Annotated in this window: 16 protein-coding genes; 2 read left to right on the forward strand and 14 right to left on the reverse strand. The window is 66.7% G+C overall.

From position 1 onward, the window contains the following. Positions 1-11: 11 nt before the first annotated feature. From AC5Y49_RS00545 to AC5Y49_RS00585, 9 genes are all read right to left on the reverse strand, one after another. Positions 12-2,000: a substrate-binding domain-containing protein gene (locus AC5Y49_RS00545; protein ID WP_499883898.1), complete on the reverse strand. Its 1,989-nt coding sequence runs from the start codon at positions 1,998-2,000 to the stop codon at positions 12-14. Then, positions 2,000-4,189 (reverse strand): malate synthase G, encoded by a 2,190-nt coding sequence (locus AC5Y49_RS00550; protein WP_499883899.1) that lies wholly within the window; start codon positions 4,187-4,189, stop codon positions 2,000-2,002. Before AC5Y49_RS00550 ends, AC5Y49_RS00545 begins: the two co-directional genes overlap by 1 nt. A gap of 59 nt (positions 4,190-4,248) precedes the next feature. After that, positions 4,249-5,121, reverse strand: a complete 873-nt coding sequence (locus AC5Y49_RS00555; RefSeq protein ID WP_499883900.1) for a 3-methyladenine DNA glycosylase — start codon at positions 5,119-5,121, stop codon at positions 4,249-4,251. Next, entirely contained in the window at positions 5,114-6,166 is a 1,053-nt protein-coding gene (locus tag AC5Y49_RS00560) for a hemolysin family protein (protein WP_499883901.1), read from the reverse strand. Before AC5Y49_RS00560 ends, AC5Y49_RS00555 begins: the two co-directional genes overlap by 8 nt. Next, on the reverse strand, positions 6,159-7,535 hold the full coding sequence (locus tag AC5Y49_RS00565; protein WP_499883902.1) for a hemolysin family protein: 1,377 nt from the start codon (positions 7,533-7,535) through the stop codon (positions 6,159-6,161). Before AC5Y49_RS00565 ends, AC5Y49_RS00560 begins: the two co-directional genes overlap by 8 nt. A 193-nt stretch (positions 7,536-7,728) precedes the next feature. Further along, positions 7,729-9,165 carry a GuaB1 family IMP dehydrogenase-related protein gene (locus tag AC5Y49_RS00570; protein ID WP_499883903.1) on the reverse strand — a complete coding sequence of 479 codons (1,437 nt, stop codon included), beginning with the start codon at positions 9,163-9,165 and terminating at the stop codon, positions 7,729-7,731. Between the two features lie 17 nt (positions 9,166-9,182). Beyond that, positions 9,183-10,640, reverse strand: a complete 1,458-nt coding sequence (gene gnd / locus AC5Y49_RS00575) for an NADP-dependent phosphogluconate dehydrogenase (protein ID WP_499883904.1) — start codon at positions 10,638-10,640, stop codon at positions 9,183-9,185. Positions 10,641-10,745: 105 nt separating this feature from the next. Next, positions 10,746-11,693, reverse strand: coding sequence for a M56 family metallopeptidase (locus AC5Y49_RS00580; protein ID WP_499883905.1), 948 nt, complete (start codon positions 11,691-11,693; stop codon positions 10,746-10,748). Between the two features lie 14 nt (positions 11,694-11,707). Next, positions 11,708-12,136 carry a BlaI/MecI/CopY family transcriptional regulator gene (locus tag AC5Y49_RS00585; protein WP_499883906.1) on the reverse strand — a complete coding sequence of 143 codons (429 nt, stop codon included), beginning with the start codon at positions 12,134-12,136 and terminating at the stop codon, positions 11,708-11,710. A 237-nt stretch (positions 12,137-12,373) separates the two neighbouring features. Here AC5Y49_RS00585 and AC5Y49_RS00590 point away from each other — a divergent pair, with 237 nt between their 5' ends. Together AC5Y49_RS00590 and AC5Y49_RS00595 are read left to right on the forward strand one after the other, a co-directional pair. Beyond that, the gene (locus tag AC5Y49_RS00590) at positions 12,374-13,156 is read left to right on the forward strand and encodes an iron reductase (protein ID WP_499883907.1); all 783 of its coding nucleotides are present in this window, start codon (positions 12,374-12,376) and stop codon (positions 13,154-13,156) included. A 142-nt stretch (positions 13,157-13,298) separates the two neighbouring features. Then, positions 13,299-13,712 (forward strand): PaaI family thioesterase, encoded by a 414-nt coding sequence (locus AC5Y49_RS00595; RefSeq protein ID WP_499883908.1) that lies wholly within the window; start codon positions 13,299-13,301, stop codon positions 13,710-13,712. A 20-nt stretch (positions 13,713-13,732) separates the two neighbouring features. Here the strand turns inward: AC5Y49_RS00595 and AC5Y49_RS00600 are convergent, their stop codons facing one another. The 5 genes from AC5Y49_RS00600 to AC5Y49_RS00620 all read right to left on the reverse strand — a co-directional run bounded on the left by AC5Y49_RS00600 (position 13,733) and on the right by AC5Y49_RS00620 (position 17,718). Then, a complete protein-coding gene (locus AC5Y49_RS00600) occupies positions 13,733-14,017 on the reverse strand; it encodes a WXG100 family type VII secretion target (RefSeq protein WP_499883909.1) in 285 nt (94 codons plus the stop codon). A gap of 11 nt (positions 14,018-14,028) precedes the next feature. Continuing rightward, the gene (locus AC5Y49_RS00605; protein WP_499883910.1) at positions 14,029-14,325 is read right to left on the reverse strand and encodes a WXG100 family type VII secretion target; all 297 of its coding nucleotides are present in this window, start codon (positions 14,323-14,325) and stop codon (positions 14,029-14,031) included. 51 nt (positions 14,326-14,376) lie between these two features. Beyond that, on the reverse strand, positions 14,377-15,519 hold the full coding sequence (locus tag AC5Y49_RS00610; protein WP_499883911.1) for a PPE family protein: 1,143 nt from the start codon (positions 15,517-15,519) through the stop codon (positions 14,377-14,379). An 18-nt stretch (positions 15,520-15,537) separates the two neighbouring features. After that, on the reverse strand, positions 15,538-15,837 hold the full coding sequence (locus tag AC5Y49_RS00615) for a PE family protein (protein ID WP_499883912.1): 300 nt from the start codon (positions 15,835-15,837) through the stop codon (positions 15,538-15,540). A gap of 492 nt (positions 15,838-16,329) precedes the next feature. Continuing rightward, positions 16,330-17,718 carry an NAD(P)/FAD-dependent oxidoreductase gene (locus tag AC5Y49_RS00620; protein WP_499884597.1) on the reverse strand — a complete coding sequence of 463 codons (1,389 nt, stop codon included), beginning with the start codon at positions 17,716-17,718 and terminating at the stop codon, positions 16,330-16,332. Between the last annotated feature and the right edge of the window lie 112 nt (positions 17,719-17,830).

Consider the following 17,830-nt stretch of genomic DNA (forward strand, 5'->3'; position numbering starts at 1 on the left):
CGACAGCGATTTCAGCCCAGTAACGTGCTGACCGCGCTGGCCAATTCGGGCGATGCCGAGGTCGCCAGATTGCGATAGCTGCCACCGGACAGTTGCGCGACGGCTTCCCACGTCGACCGGTCCGGGTCGCCGCCGAAGTCGATGACGTTGACCGCAACCGGCTTGGCCGGATCGCTGCTTGCCCGGATGAAGTCCTGCAGACCCGCGCCGTCAAGCGTTTGGTCGGTGTGCGGTCCGGCCGTGATCACCAAAACCGAATTGGTATGCCCATCCTGGAAATTCGCCTGCGCCGCCTGGTAGACCAACCGCAGCGTGGTGAACGACACGGCACCACCGGCCGACGAATATTGCTTGTCCAGGGTCGTCGTCAGCGCTGCCGACCGAGGCTGACCGTCCACCGAGTCGCCGAGCGGGCCCGGCGACACTTCGGCGCGGCCTTCCTTGCCGTCGAACGTCCACAAACCGACCACCGAGGCCGGCGGCAGCCCCCGAATCCGGTCGTTCAGCGCGGCAACAACATTGGCCAGCCGCGATTTGCCACCCTCGTCGGTGACCATCGACTGGTCGAGCATGATGATGGCCGCCGGTCCGTTCGACGGGGTGGTCAGCGCACCGGCCAGGGTGGCCCGCATCGCGTCGTCACCCACCGACAGCGTCGACGGCAGCGCCGTGAAACTGGTGACGTCGCTGCTCGGCGGTTTGGCGCCCTCGGCGCGAAAGCCAGCCTTGGCCAACTCGGTCAGCTGGTCGGGTTTGTGCATGAACCGGGCGAACGCACTGGCTGCTGCCATCTGCTCCTGGGACAACCATGAACCGCTCAGCAACACCGTCGGATAGTCGGCGACGGCGGCCGGTCCGGGCGGCAGCCACGAACCCAGCACACTGGCCGCGTCGGAAAGCGACTGCCCACGCTGAAACAATTGCTGCTCCGTGGTGACCACCGCATGCACCGGGGCCGTCGCCGGATCGCCGGGCTTGAGCAGCGAGTTCATCGCCTCGGTCAGCGAGTTGTCGGCGAGTTTGGGCTGACCGCCGACCAGGGTGCGTACGGCACCGACGCCCGCGGTGGGCGGCGCGCCGGCTGGCGCGGCTGCGGCCGCCACCGCCTCGGCCGCCAGATACGCCGCGTCGCTGTTGCCGCCGATCGGCAGAGCCAGTCGCAATGAGCCCCAAGCCGGCAGTTTCACGCCGGCCAACGCGTCGGGTTTGGTCTGCAAGTCGGGCAGCGTCGACCAGTTCTGGTTGCCCAGTGCACGTTGGAGTTCGGGTCGGACAGCCAGCAGCACCGGCGAGGTGACCAGCGAGCGGCTGTCGCTGATGGTTTGCTGCCCGGCGGTGGCCACCAGCCGCGCCGCTGACACCGAGCTGGCCGGAATCCACAGCGCCGGTCGCTCACCGAGGTCGGCCGGCCAGTCTCCGACGAAACCGTTGACGACGGCATCGGATCCGGCCGGCTTCACGTCGACGGCCACGCAGCGGTCACCGACCGGCGTCGCCGACGCGTTGTACCGGTCGGCCAACTGCCGCACCGGCTCGGCGATCGACGGATCGGCGACGACGGCGACGGTCTGTTTGCCGTCGACACAGCGCCCGGCGGCGGTGTGTGAGCGGTTGGAGAGCGCGTCACCGAAAAAGCGCCACAGGATGACGGTGGCGACCACCACCACGACCGCGACCAGCGCCGCGATCACGCCGATGCTGACCCCGCGCGGTCCGCCGTCGCTGCGATGACGCCGCACCCATTCCCGGGCGCTGTGGCCGCCACCGGCCGGCGCCGCAGCCGCCGCCCGCTCTCCGCGTCGCCCGAAATCGGGATAGTCCTCAAAGTTCTGGTCCTCGGAGGAGTCCTCGCCGTAGTCGGCGAAGCCGGGGTCGTCCACGAACTCGTCGGGATAGTCGTCGGCATCGGAATGCGCCCCGCCGCCGAAGTAGTCGTCCGATCGGTCCTCGGGCGGCTCACCCGCGGACTCGTCGGGATCCGGAATGCTGTGTCTACCCATCAGCCACTCGAGCGGGCCTTAAACTCGCGACGCCGCCGGTGCAGAATCGGCTCGGTGTAACCGTTGGGCTGCTGCCCACCGGACAGGATCAGCTCCTCGGCAGCCAGGAACGCGATGCTGTCGTCGAAGTTAGGCGCCATCGGCAGGTACGCCGAATCTTCGGCGTTCTGCTGGTCCACCATCGGCGCCATCCGCTCCAAGCTGGCCCGCACATCCTCAGCTGTGATCACGCCGTGCCGCAGCCAGTTGGCCAGCAACTGGCTGGAAATGCGCAGTGTGGCACGGTCTTCCATCAGCGCGACGTCGTGGATGTCGGGCACTTTCGAGGATCCGACACCTTGGTCGATCCAGCGCACCACATAGCCGAGGATGGACTGGCAGTTGTTGTCGACCTCTTCGCGGATCTCCTCGGGAGCCCAGGCCAGCTCCTTGGCCAACGGGATCGTCAGCAACTGGTCGATGCTGGTGCGTTGCTCGCCGGCCAGTTCCTTCTGCACTGCCACCACGTCGACCTTGTGGTAGTGCATCGCGTGCAGGGTGGCCGCGGTCGGTGAGGGCACCCAGGCGGTGCTGGCGCCGGCGCGCGGCTGGGCGATCTTCTGCTCGACCATGTCGGCCATCAGTTCGGTCATCGTCCACATGCCCTTGCCGATCTGAGCGTGCCCGGCGAATCCGGCGGCCAGGCCGGTGTCGACGTTGTTGTCCTCGTAGCCCAAGATCCACGGCTGGGACTTCATGGTGCCTTTGCGCACCATCGGGCCGGCCTCCATCGAGGTGTGGATCTCGTCACCGGTGCGGTCCAAAAAGCCGGTGTTAATAAAGACGATACGATCCCTTGCCGCCTTGATGCAGGCTTTCAAATTGAGGGTGGTGCGCCGTTCCTCGTCCATCACACCGACCTTGAGGGTGGCCTGCGGCAGCCCGAGCACATCCTCGACCCGGCTGAACAACTCGGCGGTGAAGGCGACCTCGTCGGGGCCATGCATCTTCGGCTTGACGATGTAGGTCGAGCCGGTGCGACTGTTGGGCAGCGGCCCGTTCGCGTCGCCGGTCTTCATTCCGTGCACGGCGCACAGGCCGGTAAACAGCGCGTCTTGAATGCCTTCGAAGATCTCGTTGCCATCGGCGTCGACGATCGCGTCGTTGGTCATCAGATGGCCGACGTTGCGGACGAAGAGCAGGCTGCGGCCGGGCAGGGTGAACTCGCTGCCGTCGGGAGCGGTGTAGTTGCGGTCCTCGTTGAGCACCCGGGTGAAGGTGTCGCCGTCCTTGTTCACCTCGGCGGACAAGTCGCCCCTGTTCAGGCCCAGCCAGTTGCGGTAGGCGGCGGTTTTGTCGTCTGCGTCGACGGCGGACACCGCGTCCTCGAAGTCGATGATCGTGGTGACGGCCGACTCCAGGACGACATCCTTGACACCGGCGGCGTCGGTCTTGCCGATCGGCGAATCCGGGTCGATCAGGATCTCGACGTGCAGCCCGTTGTTGACCAGCAACACCGACGTCGGCGACTCGGCGTCGCCGGTGTAGCCGGCGAACTGGCCGGGGTCGGCCAGGCCACGATCATGATCCTCGCCCTGCAGACTCACCAGCAGCCGGCCGTCGTCGACCTTGAACGCGGTGGCGTCGGTATACGAGCCGGATGACAGCGGCACCGCGTCGTCGAGGAACTTGCGGGCAAACGCGATCACCTTGTCACCGCGCACTTTGTTGTAACTGGTGCCCTGTTCGGCGCCGTCGGACTCCGGGATGACGTCAGTGCCGTAGAGCGCGTCGTAGAGCGAACCCCACCGGGCGTTGGCGGCGTTCAGCGCAAAGCGCGCGTTGGTCACCGGCACCACCAACTGCGGCCCCGCGGTGGTGGTGATTTCGGGATCGACATCCGCGGTCGTAATCCTGAAATCGTCCGGTTCGGGAAGCAGGTAGCCGATGTCGGTGAGGAACTGGCGATACGCCTCGGCGTCGTGCGGCTCGATGACACGATGACGGTGCCATTTGTCGATCTGGGCCTGCAGGTCGTCCCGGCGCGCCAGCAGCTCCCGGTTCTGCGGGGTCAGGTCCGCGACCACCTTGTCGACACCGGTCCAGAAGCTGTCCGGGTCGATATCGGTGCCGGGCAAAGCCTCGGTGTTGATGAAGTCGTACAGCACCCGGGCGACGCGCAGGTTCCCCACCGGCACGCGATCTGTCATCATTCTCCTCCGCACTGGCTAAATTAAATTCGTGCTCAGCCTACCGGCCTGCACCCTGGTTACCGACACCCGGCGACTCGCAGCAGCAGGTCACACCGCCCCAGCAGCGCGGACCGCAGCGGCGCGGCGCGTTGCGCAATGGCGCTCTGGCAACGCACATACTCGGCACGGCCGGTGGGTTGCTCGACGGCGATAGGTGTGTACCCGTAACTGTGCAAGTCATACGGGCTGGCCCGCATATCGACTTCGCGGGCGGCGGCGGCCAGTTCCAGGCAGTCCAGCAGCAGCTCGGAGTCGATCAACGGGCTCAGCTTGTAGCACCATTTATACAAATCCATGTTGGTGTGGAGGCAACCGGGCTGTTCGGTGTCCTGCTGCGTCGCGCGGCTGGGCGCCCCGGCGTTTCGCGGCGCCGCGTCGCTGGTGAAGAAGCGGAACGCGTCGAAATGACTGCAGCGCAGCGGCCCGGCGATCTCGGAATCGACAACGGCGTCGGTGCCCTCGGCGCCCAGCCGCAGCGGTACCCGGTCATGGCGGACGGCGTCGCTCCGGTAGACCATCGCCCATTCGTGCAGCCCGAAGCAGTTCAGCCGGGCCGGCCGCTGCGCGGTCGCCCGCAGCAGCCGCGCCACAAACCCAAGCGTGTCCAAACGGCTGCGCAGATGGGCGTCGCTGACCGTGACACCGTCGGTGCCGACGGTGTAGCCGCGCCGGCCGCGGTAGTGGCGAATCGCGTCTGCGCCGGCCAGCACCACGCCGTAGCCGGGATGCCAACACCGCAGTTGTCTGGGCCGCAAGTTGTAGTAGCTGAACAAGAAGTCCCACACCGGGTGCGGCTCGCCGGCGCGGTGGGAGCCCAGGAAGCCTCCGACGCGGTCGCGATAGGCATCGGCCCGTTCCCGCCACTGCTGGGGATCGAGGACCTCAGACACGATGTGTCCCGTCGCGCACGGTGCCGACCAGATCTTCGACCAGATCCTCCAGCGCCACCATCGCCGCCACGGCTCCGTCCTCGGCGGTGGCCAGCGCGAGGTGGCTGTTGCTGCGGCGCATTCGCGACAGCGCCTCGGGCAGCGGCATCGACGCGGGAAACTCCGGCAGCGGGCGCACTACCGCCAGGTCGATCACCGCCCGCGGATCGTCGCCGAGCGACAGCAGGTCTTTGATGTGCAGGTAGCCGATGAAGCCGCCGTCCACATCGGCGACCGGAAACCGGGAGTAACCGGTGTCGGCCAGGGCTTGTTCAACCGCCTGAATCGTTGGCCCGCAACCCTTCTCGGCGACCGGCACAGCGCGGATGGCGGCGACGGGCACCGCGACGTCGGCGACGACGCGGGTGCGAATCTGCAGCGCCCGGGTCAGCCGGGTGTGCTCTTCGCGGTCCAGCAGACCTTCCGACACCGATTCGGCGATCATCTCGCTCAGCTCGACGGTGGACACTGTGACGTCGAGTTCGTCGCGCAGCGGCACTCGCAGCATCCGCAGAATCACGCCGGCGCACCAGTTGTACAACGCGATGAATGGCCGCGCCGCCCGCACGTACACCAGATACGGCGGGACCAGCAGCATTGCCGCCCGTTCCGGCCCTGCGATCGCGATGTTTTTCGGCACCATCTCGCCGAGCAGCACGTGCAGCGTCACCACGATCCCCAGCGCGACCACGAACGACACGGTGTGCAACACGGCATGGGAGATGCCCAGCAGGTCCAACGGCGCCCGCAGCAGGTCGGCGACGGCCGGCTCGCCGATTCGGCCGAGCAGGATCGACGACACGGTGATGCCCAGCTGGGCGCCGGCGAACATCAGCGGCAGCCGCTCGCCGGCCCGGATCACGGTGACCGCACTGGACCTGCCCTGCTCGGCCAACGCTTCGAGCCGGTCGCGGCGCGCTGAGATGAGCGAAAACTCGGCGCCCACGAAGAACGCATTGGCACCGATCAGAAACAGGGTCGCCAGTACCCACAGGAGATCAACCATCGCTGCCCCCGCCGGGGGTCGGGTCGCTACCTCCGGCCACCTCGGTCAACTCCAGCACGTCGATGCGGCGGCCGTCCATGCCCACCACTCGGGCCTGCCAGCGAGTCGACCCTCGCGACAGGCCCTCGGGCTCGAACGCGGCCAGTTCGACCGCTTCACCGGCAACCGGAATGTGGCCAAGCTCCTGGAGCACCAGGCCGCCGATCGTCTCGTATTCGCCCTCCGGAGCACGGTATCCCGTCGCGCTGGCCACCTCGTCGATGCGCAGCAGCCCGGACACCCGCCACCCGTTACCGGCGGCCACCACGTGCGGGGTGGCGTCGTCATGTTCATCGCGCACGTCACCGACGATCTCCTCGATCAGGTCTTCAACGGTGACCATGCCCGCGGTGCCGCCGTATTCGTCGACGACCAGCGCGGTCTGCAGCCCGTTGGCGCGGATCTGGGCCATCACCGCGTCGCCGTCCAGCGTCGACGGCACCACGGCAACCGGCTGGGTGACAGCGGTCAGCAGGGTGTTCGCCCGTTCGGCGGAGGGCACCTCGAAGACCTGCTTGACGTGCACGATGCCGACGGTCTCGTCGAGGTCGCCGTCGACGATCGGGAACCGGGAAAATCCTGTCTCGGTGGCGGTAGCGACCAGGTCGGCCACGGTGTCGTCCTTCTGCAGCGCAACGATTTTCGAGCGCGGGGTCATCAACTCCTCGGCGGTCAGCGTGCCGAACTGCAGCGATCGATGCACCAGCGCAGCGGTGGCCGGGTCCAGTGAGCCGCTGCGCGCCGAGGTGCGGACCAGCGACACCAGTTCGGCCGGTGAGCGTGCCGAGCGCAATTCCTGGGCCGGCTCGATGCCCAGCTGGCGCAGGATCCAGTTCGCCGTGCCGTTGGTCAGCCGGATGGCCAGGGTGAACACCAGCGAGAACAACAGCTGCGGGCCGGCGACCGCGCGCGCGGTGGCCAGCGGACGCGCTATCGCGAGGTATTTGGGCACCAACTCGCCGAACACCATCGACACCGACGTCACGATCACCAGCGACACGAACACGGTGATTCCGTGGGCGATCCGATCCGGCACCCCGAGGGCATCCAACGCGGGGTGCGGCAAATCCGCCACCAGCGGTTCGGTCAGGTAACCGGTGCCCAGCGTGGTGATCGAGATGCCCAGCTGAGCTCCGGACAGCTGGAACGACAACGTGTGGTGGGCGCGCTGCACGTAGCGATCGCGGCGGGTCCCCTTGCGCGCGTGGGCCTCCACGGTGCTGCGCTCGAGTGTGGTCAGCGAGAACTCCGCGGCCACGAACAGCGCAGTGCCTACGGTGAGGACCACGATGGCCAGCAGGCTGAGCAGGGTCACGACGAGATGGTTCATCGGCGGTGCTGCCGTCGCAGGGCGCCGGGCGCGGTGCCCGGCCGGCTAGAAACGGGCTCTTCGGAGTCGGCACACGACGGCTCGGCCCGGAAGCCAACGGCCTCGACGGGTGCCTGCGGCACGTCGTACCTTTCCCTCGATGTAGCTGCGTGTTTGAAGTTCACATGGTAGCGAAAGTGGTAATCACTTTCGGTCACCAGCCGAACGGCAGCGGATGGCCCTCGGCAAATCCTGCCGCCGACTGCACCCCGACGACCGCACGTTCGTGCAACTCCGCCAGCGTCGACGCGCCGACGTAGGTGCACGTGCTGCGCACCCCGGAGGTGATGTGGTCGATGAGATCCTCGACGCCGCCGCGATGCGGGTCCAAGCCCATGCGCGACGTCGATATCCCTTCCTCGAACAGCGCCTTGCGGGCCCGGTCGAACGCGGTGTCGGCGGCGCTGCGGGCGACCACCGCCCGCTTGGAGGCCATTCCGTAGCTCTCCTTGTAGGCCTGGTCGTCGCGGTCACGCATCAGGTCGCCGGGCGATTCGTAAGTGCCGGCGAACCAAGATCCGATCATCACGTTCGACGCACCGGCCGCCAGCGCCAACGCCACGTCCCGCGGGTGCCGCACCCCGCCATCGGCCCACACATGACCTCCGAGTTGTCTTGCCGCCGAAGCACATTCGAGCACAGCCGAGAATTGGGGACGGCCGACGCCGGTCATCATCCGCGTGGTGCACATGGCGCCCGGACCCACCCCGACCTTGACGATGGCCGCACCCGCGCTGAGCAGATCCCGGGTGCCCTCGGCCGACACCACGTTGCCGGCAACCAGCGGCACACCCAGTTCCAGCGACGACACCGCCTTGATGGCGTCCACCGCCTTGAGCTGATGGCCGTGCGCGGTGTCGATGACCAACAGGTCCACACCGGCCTCGGCGAGCGCCTGCGCCTTGGTGGCCACGTCGCCGGTAATGCCCACCGCTGCGCCGATGCGCAGCCGGTTCGCAGCATCGGTGGCCGGCGTGTAGATACCGGCCCTGATCGCGCCGGTACGGGTCAAGACACCCGCCAGCGTGCCGTCCGCGCCGGTCAGCACCGCGACGCCGACCGGCGCGTGCTCGAGCAGATCGAAGACCTTGCGGGGGTCGGTGCCCACCGGGGCGCTGACGAAGTCGGTGGTGACCACGTCGCGCACCCGGGTGAACCGATCCACGCCCTCGCAAGAGGATTCGGTGACCAGGCCGATCGGGCGGCCCTCGAAGACGACCACCGCCGCGCCGTGAGCCCGCTTGTGGATCAGCGCAGTCGCATCCGACACCGAATCATCGGGGCCCAGCATCACCGGGGTGTCGACGATCAAGTCGCGGCTTTTGACGAACGCAACCGTCTGTTGCACGGCGGTAATCGGAAGATCCTGCGGCAGCACCACAATCCCGCCCCGGCGGGCCACCGTTTCGGCCATCCGCCGGCCGGCCACCGCGGTCATGTTGGCCACCACCACCGGGATCGTGGTACCCGAGCCGTCGTCGGTGGACAGATCGACGTCGAACCGCGACGCCACGTCCGAACGGTTCGGCACGATGAAGACGTCGTCGTAGGTCAGGTCATACGCGGGTCGGTGCCCGTCCAGAAACCTCATTGCTGCTTTCGCTTAATTTAGGCGGTTACTTCGTTGCGGTCGCCGCTCCACAGCGTGTGGAACTTGCCCGGCTCATCGATTCGTCCGTAGGTGTGCGCGCCGAAAAAGTCACGCTGGGCCTGGGTGAGTGCGGCCGGCAGCCGTTCGGTGCGCAGCGCGTCGTAATACGACAGTGCCGAGGAAAAGCCCGGAATCGGAATACCCAACTGGGTTGCCGTGGACACCACCCGGCGCCAGCTGTCGATCGCCGACTCGATGGCACTACGGAAATACGGCGCGACAACCAGACTGGCCAGATCGGGTTCGGCGTCGAAGGCTTCCTTGATGCGGTTGAGGAACTTCGCCCGGATGATGCAGCCGCCACGCCAGATGGTCGCCAGATCGCCGGGGGTGATATTCCAGTCGTACTCGGCGCTGCCGGCCTGAATCTGGTTGAAGCCCTGCGAATACGCGATGATCTTGGACGCGTACAGCGCTTGACGGACATCTTCGGTGAAGGTGTCCGGGTCAGCGGGTCGCTCGCCGAGCCGGCCCGACGCCAGACCGACGGCGGCCTTGCGCTGAGCCACCGAACCCGACAGGGCGCGGGCGAACACCGCCTCGGCAATACCGGTTACCGGAACACCGAGATCCAGAGCGGATTTGACGGTCCAGCGGCCAGTGCCCTTCTGCTCGGCCTCGTCGAGGATGACGTCCACCAGCGCTTTGCCGCTCTTGGCGTCCTTTTGTCGCAGCACCTCGGCGGTGATCTCCACCAGGTAGCTGTCCAGGTCGCCACCGTTCCAGTCGGTGAAAATGTCGGCGATCTGCGGTGCCGCCAGGCCCAGCCCGTCGCGCAGCAGCTGGTAGGCCTCGCCGATGAGCTGCATATCGGAGTATTCGATGCCGTTGTGCACCATCTTGACGAAGTGCCCGGACCCGTCGGGGCCGATGTGGGTGCAGCACGGCACGCCGTCGACATGGGCGGAGATCTCCTCGAGCAGCGGGCCCAGCGATGTGTAGGACTCGGCCGGCCCACCCGGCATGATCGACGGCCCGTTGAGCGCACCTTCTTCGCCGCCGGAGATGCCGGCCCCGACGAAGTGCAATCCGCGCTCGGCCATCGCGTGCTCGCGACGAATGGTGTCGGTGTAGAGCGCGTTGCCGCCGTCGATGATGATGTCGCCTTCCGCCATGGCGTCGGCGAGCTCGTTGATGACGGCGTCGGTGGCCTCACCGGCCTTGACCATGATCAGCACCCGACGCGGTCTTTCCAGCGCGGCCAGAAACTCCGGAATCGATTCGCTGCGCACAAAGTTGCCGTCGGCGCCGTGCTCGGCCAGCAGCGCGTCGGTCTTGGCGATCGAGCGGTTGTGCAGCGCCACGGTGTAGCCGTGCCGGGCGAAGTTGCGGGCGATGTTCGAACCCATCACCGCCAAGCCGGTGACTCCGATCTGCGCAGTGCCGGCAGCAGCGTTCGATGGTGACGAGCTCATGTGTTCGCCTCTCAAGTCGGGACCCTGTCCAAGTGTTTCATCACACACTGTGGCACAGCAGGATTCGGGTAGCCGCAGCGTATTCGCCGAAGGCGGGGGTTCGGGCTAGGCGAACAGCCGGTGCAGTTCGGTGAGCCACGGTACGGCCAGGGCCACGGTGGGCACCACCAGCAGCGCGGCTGCGGCCAGATAGGCGCTCGTCGCCAGCAACAGGCTGTTGCCTCGCCCGCACAACCGGCGTACCCGCAGCACGGTGTGCGGGCCTCCGGCGGCCAATGCACCCAGTGGTGTGCGGCCCGCCGCGCAGGTCACCAAGGCCCGGGCCAGGGGAGTGCGACCCGCTGCGCGTACCGCGGCGTCGTCTGCCAGCAGCTCCACCAGCAGCTGCACCGCGTCCAGCGCGCTGGCACTGCGGACAAAGCGCGGAAAGGCGGCGTGCACAGCGGTGAACGCCTCGAGCACCAGGTCATGGCGGGCGCGCAGGTGGGCCCGCTCGTGGCTGATGATGGCGGCCACTTCGGTCTCGGTCAGCGAATCCAGCGCTCCCTCGCTGACCACCACGCGACTGCGGACGCCGGGCAGGCAATAGGCCAACGGTTGGGCGACCTCCAGGATGCGCAGCCCGTGGGCCCGGGTGCAGGCCGGCGCGGAAACCGTGTCGGGTGCGACGCCGAGCAGGTCGACAAGCATGCGGTGATGGGACCGCCGACGACGGGTGGTCACCGCCACTCGGATTACGGCGACCACCAATCGGGCGCCGATCAACAGTGTGAGGGCGAGAACGGCAACGTCCAGCACCCACAGCGGCCAGCCGAATCGCCCGATGTCACCGGCCAAGGTAGCCGTCGGCCACCCGTCGGGTCCGGGCACCAGCAGCCGGCTGGCAATCGCGATACCCGCGCTGAACGCCGAGAGCACACCTGCCACGGCGATGGCTTGCCAGAGCACGACGGCGGCCCGGGGCGCGCGCAATGGCCAGGTCGCTCGCGCCAGCAGGGCCGGTATGGGGCCGACCAGCAGCAGCGCGAGGAGAGTGAAGGCCAGCGCGGACACGCTGCCAGTGTCCCTCAGTTCTCGGGTGGAATGCCAGCCGATCGGCCAGATGGGGACGCGGAACGGTGACTGGACTCCAACTCGTCGAGCGCCCGCCGCAGCGCGTCTGCCTCGTCGGCACCGACACGTTCAACGAAATGCACCAACGCGGCTTGACGACTGCCGGAGTCCGCGGCTTGGTCGAGCGCATCGACCATGAGTCCGGCGACAAGTTCATCGCGACTGTGCACCGGTGCATAGCGGTGCGCGCGGTCGTCGCGGATTTGGGACACCAAGTTCTTCTTGGCCAACCGTTGCAGCACCGTCATGACCGTGGTGTAGGCCAGGTCGCGGCGGACAGACAACGCTTCATGTACCTGGCGAACGGTTTGGGGTTCGGGCGCGGACCACAGATGGTCCATCACCGCACGTTCGAGGTCACCTAAACGCGTTTGCTTAGCCATATAGGTTCATCTCCTGAGCAATGACGTAAGCGTACCCCCGCTTACTACCGGCTGTCGTACCGAACCGCTGAGAGAACGCCCGGCGCCAGCCGGATTTATCGTGACCCGACCTATCGACCGGCGGGAACGGCCGCGGAATCGCCGGCATTTTGGGTATGTGAGTGTCATCACAGGGTCTCACCTCGGCTGGTCGCGGATTAGTATGGTTAGCCTAACCAAACTAACAGGAGGGCGCGGGTGGCCATTGCGGTAGACGACCCACTGATCGCGAGGATGGCCATCCGCCGGACGCTGCCGCTGCATGAGTCCAGCCGGCGGCTTCGGGAACTGTATCCGCACTCGCCACGGGTGTACGGCGTCGCAGTGCTTGCCGACATCTCGCTGCGCCGGTGGTGGCCATTGGAGTCGGCCGTCACCACCGATCGGCTGCAGGTGATGTTCGACGGTGCCGCGTCCGAGATGGACGGCCACTCCGCCGCTCGCGACCTGGCCGCTGCGCTGGTTCATACCGTGATCGGGCGGGTAGTCGCGCTGCTGGTGCTCGAGGGGCGGGCGTGGGACATCGGCCTGGAGAACTTGTGGGTCCACAGCGACGCCGAGGGCGCTATCGACTGGGTGGCCGTGGTCGACCCGACGGTGCGGGCGCTGTCCGACGACGCCTGCTTCACCCGGGCTGACCAATGCCGGCAACGAGACACGGTGGTGCAGTTTCCCAGCGAGGCTGCGTTGGCCACCTGGGTCGCACATCGCTGCCACCGCACACTGGCGCCGCTGTTCGCCAAGCTGCACACGGTCAGCGACGGGGTGCTGTCGGTGGCGGCAATGTGGCACATCGTCGGAACGACCGTGGTGACGGCAGCGACACAGGTGCCCCGACTGGCCGCGGGCAGCGAGATGACCGGGATGCGGCGCGGCCAAGCGGTGCTCGACGCACTCCTTGGTTTCGGCCTACCGGTGCGTGGCCATTCCAACCGCCGGCGTGGAGCCCTTGCAAAATTAGGGCAGCCTTGCCTATGCTGACTTTCATCGAGCGATGATGACCGCGGCAGAGTCCTGAGGGCTGCAGTGACCCCCGGTCTACTCGATCGGCGAGCCCCGTGCCTGGTGCGCGGGGCTCGCCCGTTTCCGGGAGTCGAGCATCGAATGGTGTAGACACAAGGACGTGGAACCCGTGCCAGGCCTCACCGACGCCGACGCACCGTTCGATAAGGAAATCGGGCTGGTGTTCACCGAGCTGAGCCCCGATGGTGCTCGCGCGCAGCTAGAAGTTCAGCCAAAGCTGTTGCAGCCGTTCGGAATCGTGCACGGCGGCGTCTACTGCTCGATGGTCGAGAGCATGGCCAGTGTGGCCGCCTACACCTGGCTGGCCGCCCACGGCGGCGGTGCTGTCGTCGGCGTCAACAACAACACCGACTTCCTGCGGGCCATCGGCAGCGGCACGGTGTACGGGGTTGCCGAGCCGCTGCACCGCGGCCGGCTTCAGCAACTATGGGTGGTCACCGTGACCGGCGACGATGGCCGGGTGGTCGCCCGGGGTCAGGTGCGGCTGCAGAACCTGGCGGCACCGCCGAGTTGAGTCCGAGCGGCTCCGCGCGGTCAGGCCCAGCTGGAGCCGACGGCGGAGTCGGTGGAGGCCATGTTGTTGCCGGCGGTTTGGACTTTTTGGCCGTGGGTGTTGGCTTGTTCGTAGATGACTTGGAAGTTGCGGCCCAACTGGGTGATGAATTCCTGGCAGGCCACCGAGCCCGCGCCGCCCCAAAAGTCGCCGGCGGCAAGCACATCGCGGATGATGGCCTGGTGCTCGGCTTCTAGGGAGGCAGCCTGGGCGCGGATCAGCGCGCCGTGGGCATCGACGTCACCGAATTGGTAGTTGATGGTCATCGCGGGTTCTCCTAGCTGCTCAGGATCTGCTGGGATGCTTGTTCTTGCTGCTCGTAGTTGTTGGCGTCGCGGATCAGTCCGTCGCGCACGCCGTGCAGCATGTTGACGATGTTGCGAAACGCGGTGTTCATCTGGCCCATGGTGTCGTGCGAGGTCAGCTGGGCGGTTCCGCTCCAGCCGGCTCCGGCGATGTTTTGGGACGAGGCCCACATTTTGCGGGCTTCGTCTTCGACGGTCTGGGCGTGCACGTCAAAGCGGCCGGCCATGTCGCGCATGGCGTGCGGGTCGGTCATGAACCGAGTGGTCATTGAAGTCTCCTCCTTCAAATGTCAGTGAATGAGATTGTTGCGGTGATCGAGTCACCGCATGGTTGATCGTCGTCCCTTGGCCTTGCGTTTGGCGTCCTCCGGGTCCCGGCGGCGGGAGTCAGCCATGCCACGCCCGGACATCGTCATCAGCGGCGCCCCGCCGAACAGCGGCATGCCGCCGACCATGCCCCCTTCTGTCGCAACCACATTGGCAATGGGTAACTCGGCGGCGGCCAGCCGCATCTCCGGGGCCGCGGTGGCCCAGCCCTGCGGCACCGACATGCCGCTCAGGGAGGTCGCCTGGCCCACACCGGCGGACACCGACGCCCCTGCCAAGCCGACGGGCGCCTCCATGACCGGCGCCAGGCCCAATGGCTGAGCCGCCGCTATCGCGGCGGGCGCCGCTGCCCCCAGACCAAAGGGAGACGGCAGCGCGGTGCCGGCAATCGCATATTCGGGAAAGAACGCGGCAATGATCGCGGTATCGAAAAGCGCGTCCTGAGGCAGCGCCCAAATATCCGAGAGTGACCCCAAAGTATCGAGACCCGGAATCGACCCCGTTGGCGCCGCGGGCGCTGCTGCCTGCAGCGCCTGCGAGACCGAGGCGTGCCCGGCCGACGTACCGGTAGCCTGGGCGACCGCCGCGTTCTGCGCAGCCATCCCACCGGGATTGGTGGTTTGCTGAGGTGCCGTGAACGGTGTCACCTGTGAAGCGGTCTGAGAGGCGGCGGCGTAGCCATACATCGCGGCAGCATCCTGGGCCCACATCTCGGCGTAATCAGCCTCGTTGGCCGCGATGGCCGGGGCGTTTTGCCCGAGGATGTTGGTGGCTACCAACGTCACCAGCTCAGTCCGGTTGGTGGCAATCACCGGCGGGGGCACCGTCATGGCAAACGCGGCCGCGTGCGCGGCCGCCGCGGCCTTGGCTTGGACGCCGGTTTGTTGAGCCTGTGCGGCGGTAGCGCTCAGCCACGCCGTGTGCGGTGCGGCCGCTGCGGCCATCGACGCGGATGAGGCACCCACCCACGGTCCGCTGGTCAGCCCCGAGACCACCGACTCGTAGTTCGCCGCGGTGGCGTAGAGGTCGTTGGCCAATTCGTCCCAGGCGACCGCGGCGGCCAACATCGGCGCCGAGCCGGGACCGGCATACATGCGGCCGGAGTTGATCTCCGGTGGCAACGCTGCGAAATCCATGCCTGTGCCGTCTCTACGTCAGCCGGCAGCGATTGCGTTGGCTGCCTCGGTGGCCGCGTAGGTGGCCGCACTGCCATTGAGGTTTTCCGCGAACATCTGCTGGATGGCCGCAGCGTGAGCACCGACGGACTGGTACATCTGGGCTTGCGCGGCGAACCGTGCCGCGGTCAGCACCGATACTTCGTCGGCGGCTGCCGGAACCACCCCGGTCGTCGGCGCAGCTGCCGCCGCATTCCGGGCCGCCAGCCCGGACGCGATACCGCTTAAGTTGCCGGCTGCCGCCATCAGCGCCTCGGGCTGTGTGGTTACGAAAGACAATGACTTCTCCTTACGAAAACAAGCCGGGTCATATGGCGCCGACTACAGACAACGGCTCCAATAACTACCTAGCCGGACGGCAGTTGTGAAAGTGCGTTAACCGTTTCTTAACTTGGTTAACGGCGTTTTAACGTCGCTGTGCGAGAGGTCGTCAGCGGCGCAGCTGACCGCAGCCCCCACCGCTGTGGCGATGTCGCCCGAAGCGCCGAGGGGTCTCTGACGAGCCAAGACACGCGATATGACATGCGAAATTCCACGGGTGGCCGCCGTTGTGGCACGAGTACACAACGTGCACTCAAGCACCTTGCGTCACAGCGAAAGGCGCCGTGGGGCAACCAGAGTTAACCTTGCGGCCGCACCGAGCGGTGAAAGATATGTAACGTGAATTTAACGCCAATACAACCGATCTGATTTCACAAAATCCCATCCGCTTTGCTAATGGACCAGCCATTAGCGGACTCGCGGCGTGTCATCAGCTACGCGGAGTAAGGGTTAACTGGCCGCCTTGGCGGCCTCGCCCTGGTGGGCCTCGGCGGCCAATACGGCCAGCTGTTCGAGGCGGGTGCGCGCGAAGGCCTGCTGCTCGGTAATGGTCAGCTGCCCGCGACGGCCACTCAGGAAGGTGACCGTCCAGGAGAGCACCGTGGTGAGCTTGGTCTTGAATCCGATCAGATACACCAAGTGCAGCATCAACCAAGCCAACCAGGCGATCAGGCCGCCGAACTCCAGCGGGCCGATCTTGGCCACGGCGGAAAACCGCGACACCGCGGCCATCGAACCCTTGTCGAAGTACTGAAACGGCTCGCGTTCTGCCGGATCGGCACCGGCGAGTTCGGCTTTGATCGTGCTCGCCGCGTACTTGGCGCCCTGGATGGCGCCCTGCGCCACACCCGGCACACCGTCGACAGCTGCCATGTCGCCGACCACGAACACGTTCGGATGTCCGGGAACCGACAGATCGGGCAACACCTTCACCCGGCCTGCCCGGTCGAGTTCGACCGTCGACTGCCGGGCCAAGTCTCTGCCCAGAGGACTGGCCGAGACACCGGCCGACCACACCTTGCAGGCCGATTCGATGCGTCGGATGGTGCCGTCGGAGTCCTTCACGGTGATGCCGTTGCGGTCGACATCGGTGACCATTGCGCCGAGCTGAATCTCGACACCCATCTTCTCCAGTCGCGCCGCCGCCTTCTTGCCCAGCTTGTCGCCCATCGGCGGCAACACCGCTGGGGCGGCGTCGAGCAGAATCACCCGCGCCGTGGTCGGGTCGATGTGGCGATAGGCGCCCTTGAGCGTGTACTCGGCCAGCTCGGCGATCTGCCCGGCCATTTCCACGCCCGTCGGGCCCGCCCCGACGACGGTGAAGGTCAGCAGCTTCTTCCGCCGCTCCGGGTCGTTCGACCGCTCGGCCTGCTCGAACGCACTCAGGATCCGTCCCCGCAACTCCAAGGCATCGTCGATCGATTTCATGCCAGGCGCGAATTCGGCGAAATGGTCATTGCCGAAATAGGACTGACCGGCGCCGGCGGCGATGATCAGGCTGTCGTAGGGCGTCTGGTAGGTGTGGCCGAACAATTCCGAGACGACGAACTTGCCGGCCAAGTCGATGTGCGTGACGTCCCCGAGCAGCACCTGCGCATTGCGCTGCTTGCGCAGCACCACGCGGGTGGGCGGGGCGATTGCTCCCTCGGCGATGATGCCCGTCGCCACCTGGTACAGCATCGGCTGGAACAGATGATGGGTAGTGCGGGCGATCAGCTTGATGTCGACGTCGGCCCTTTTCAGTTTCTTGACCGCGTTGAGCCCGCCGAATCCTGATCCGATGACGACGACCTGGTGGCGACGACCTGATGCAGCAGTGTCTTCGGGTTGGGCACTCATGGGTTTGGGTCGCTCCTCGACGGCGGCTGCGTTCATTAACACGGTAGTCGCCCGCCCGGGCGCTGATCGACGCCGACGCTGTGTGATCAGCCACACCGCAACCATCTGGTGT

This window comes from Mycobacterium sp. NGS62, assembly GCF_059812285.1.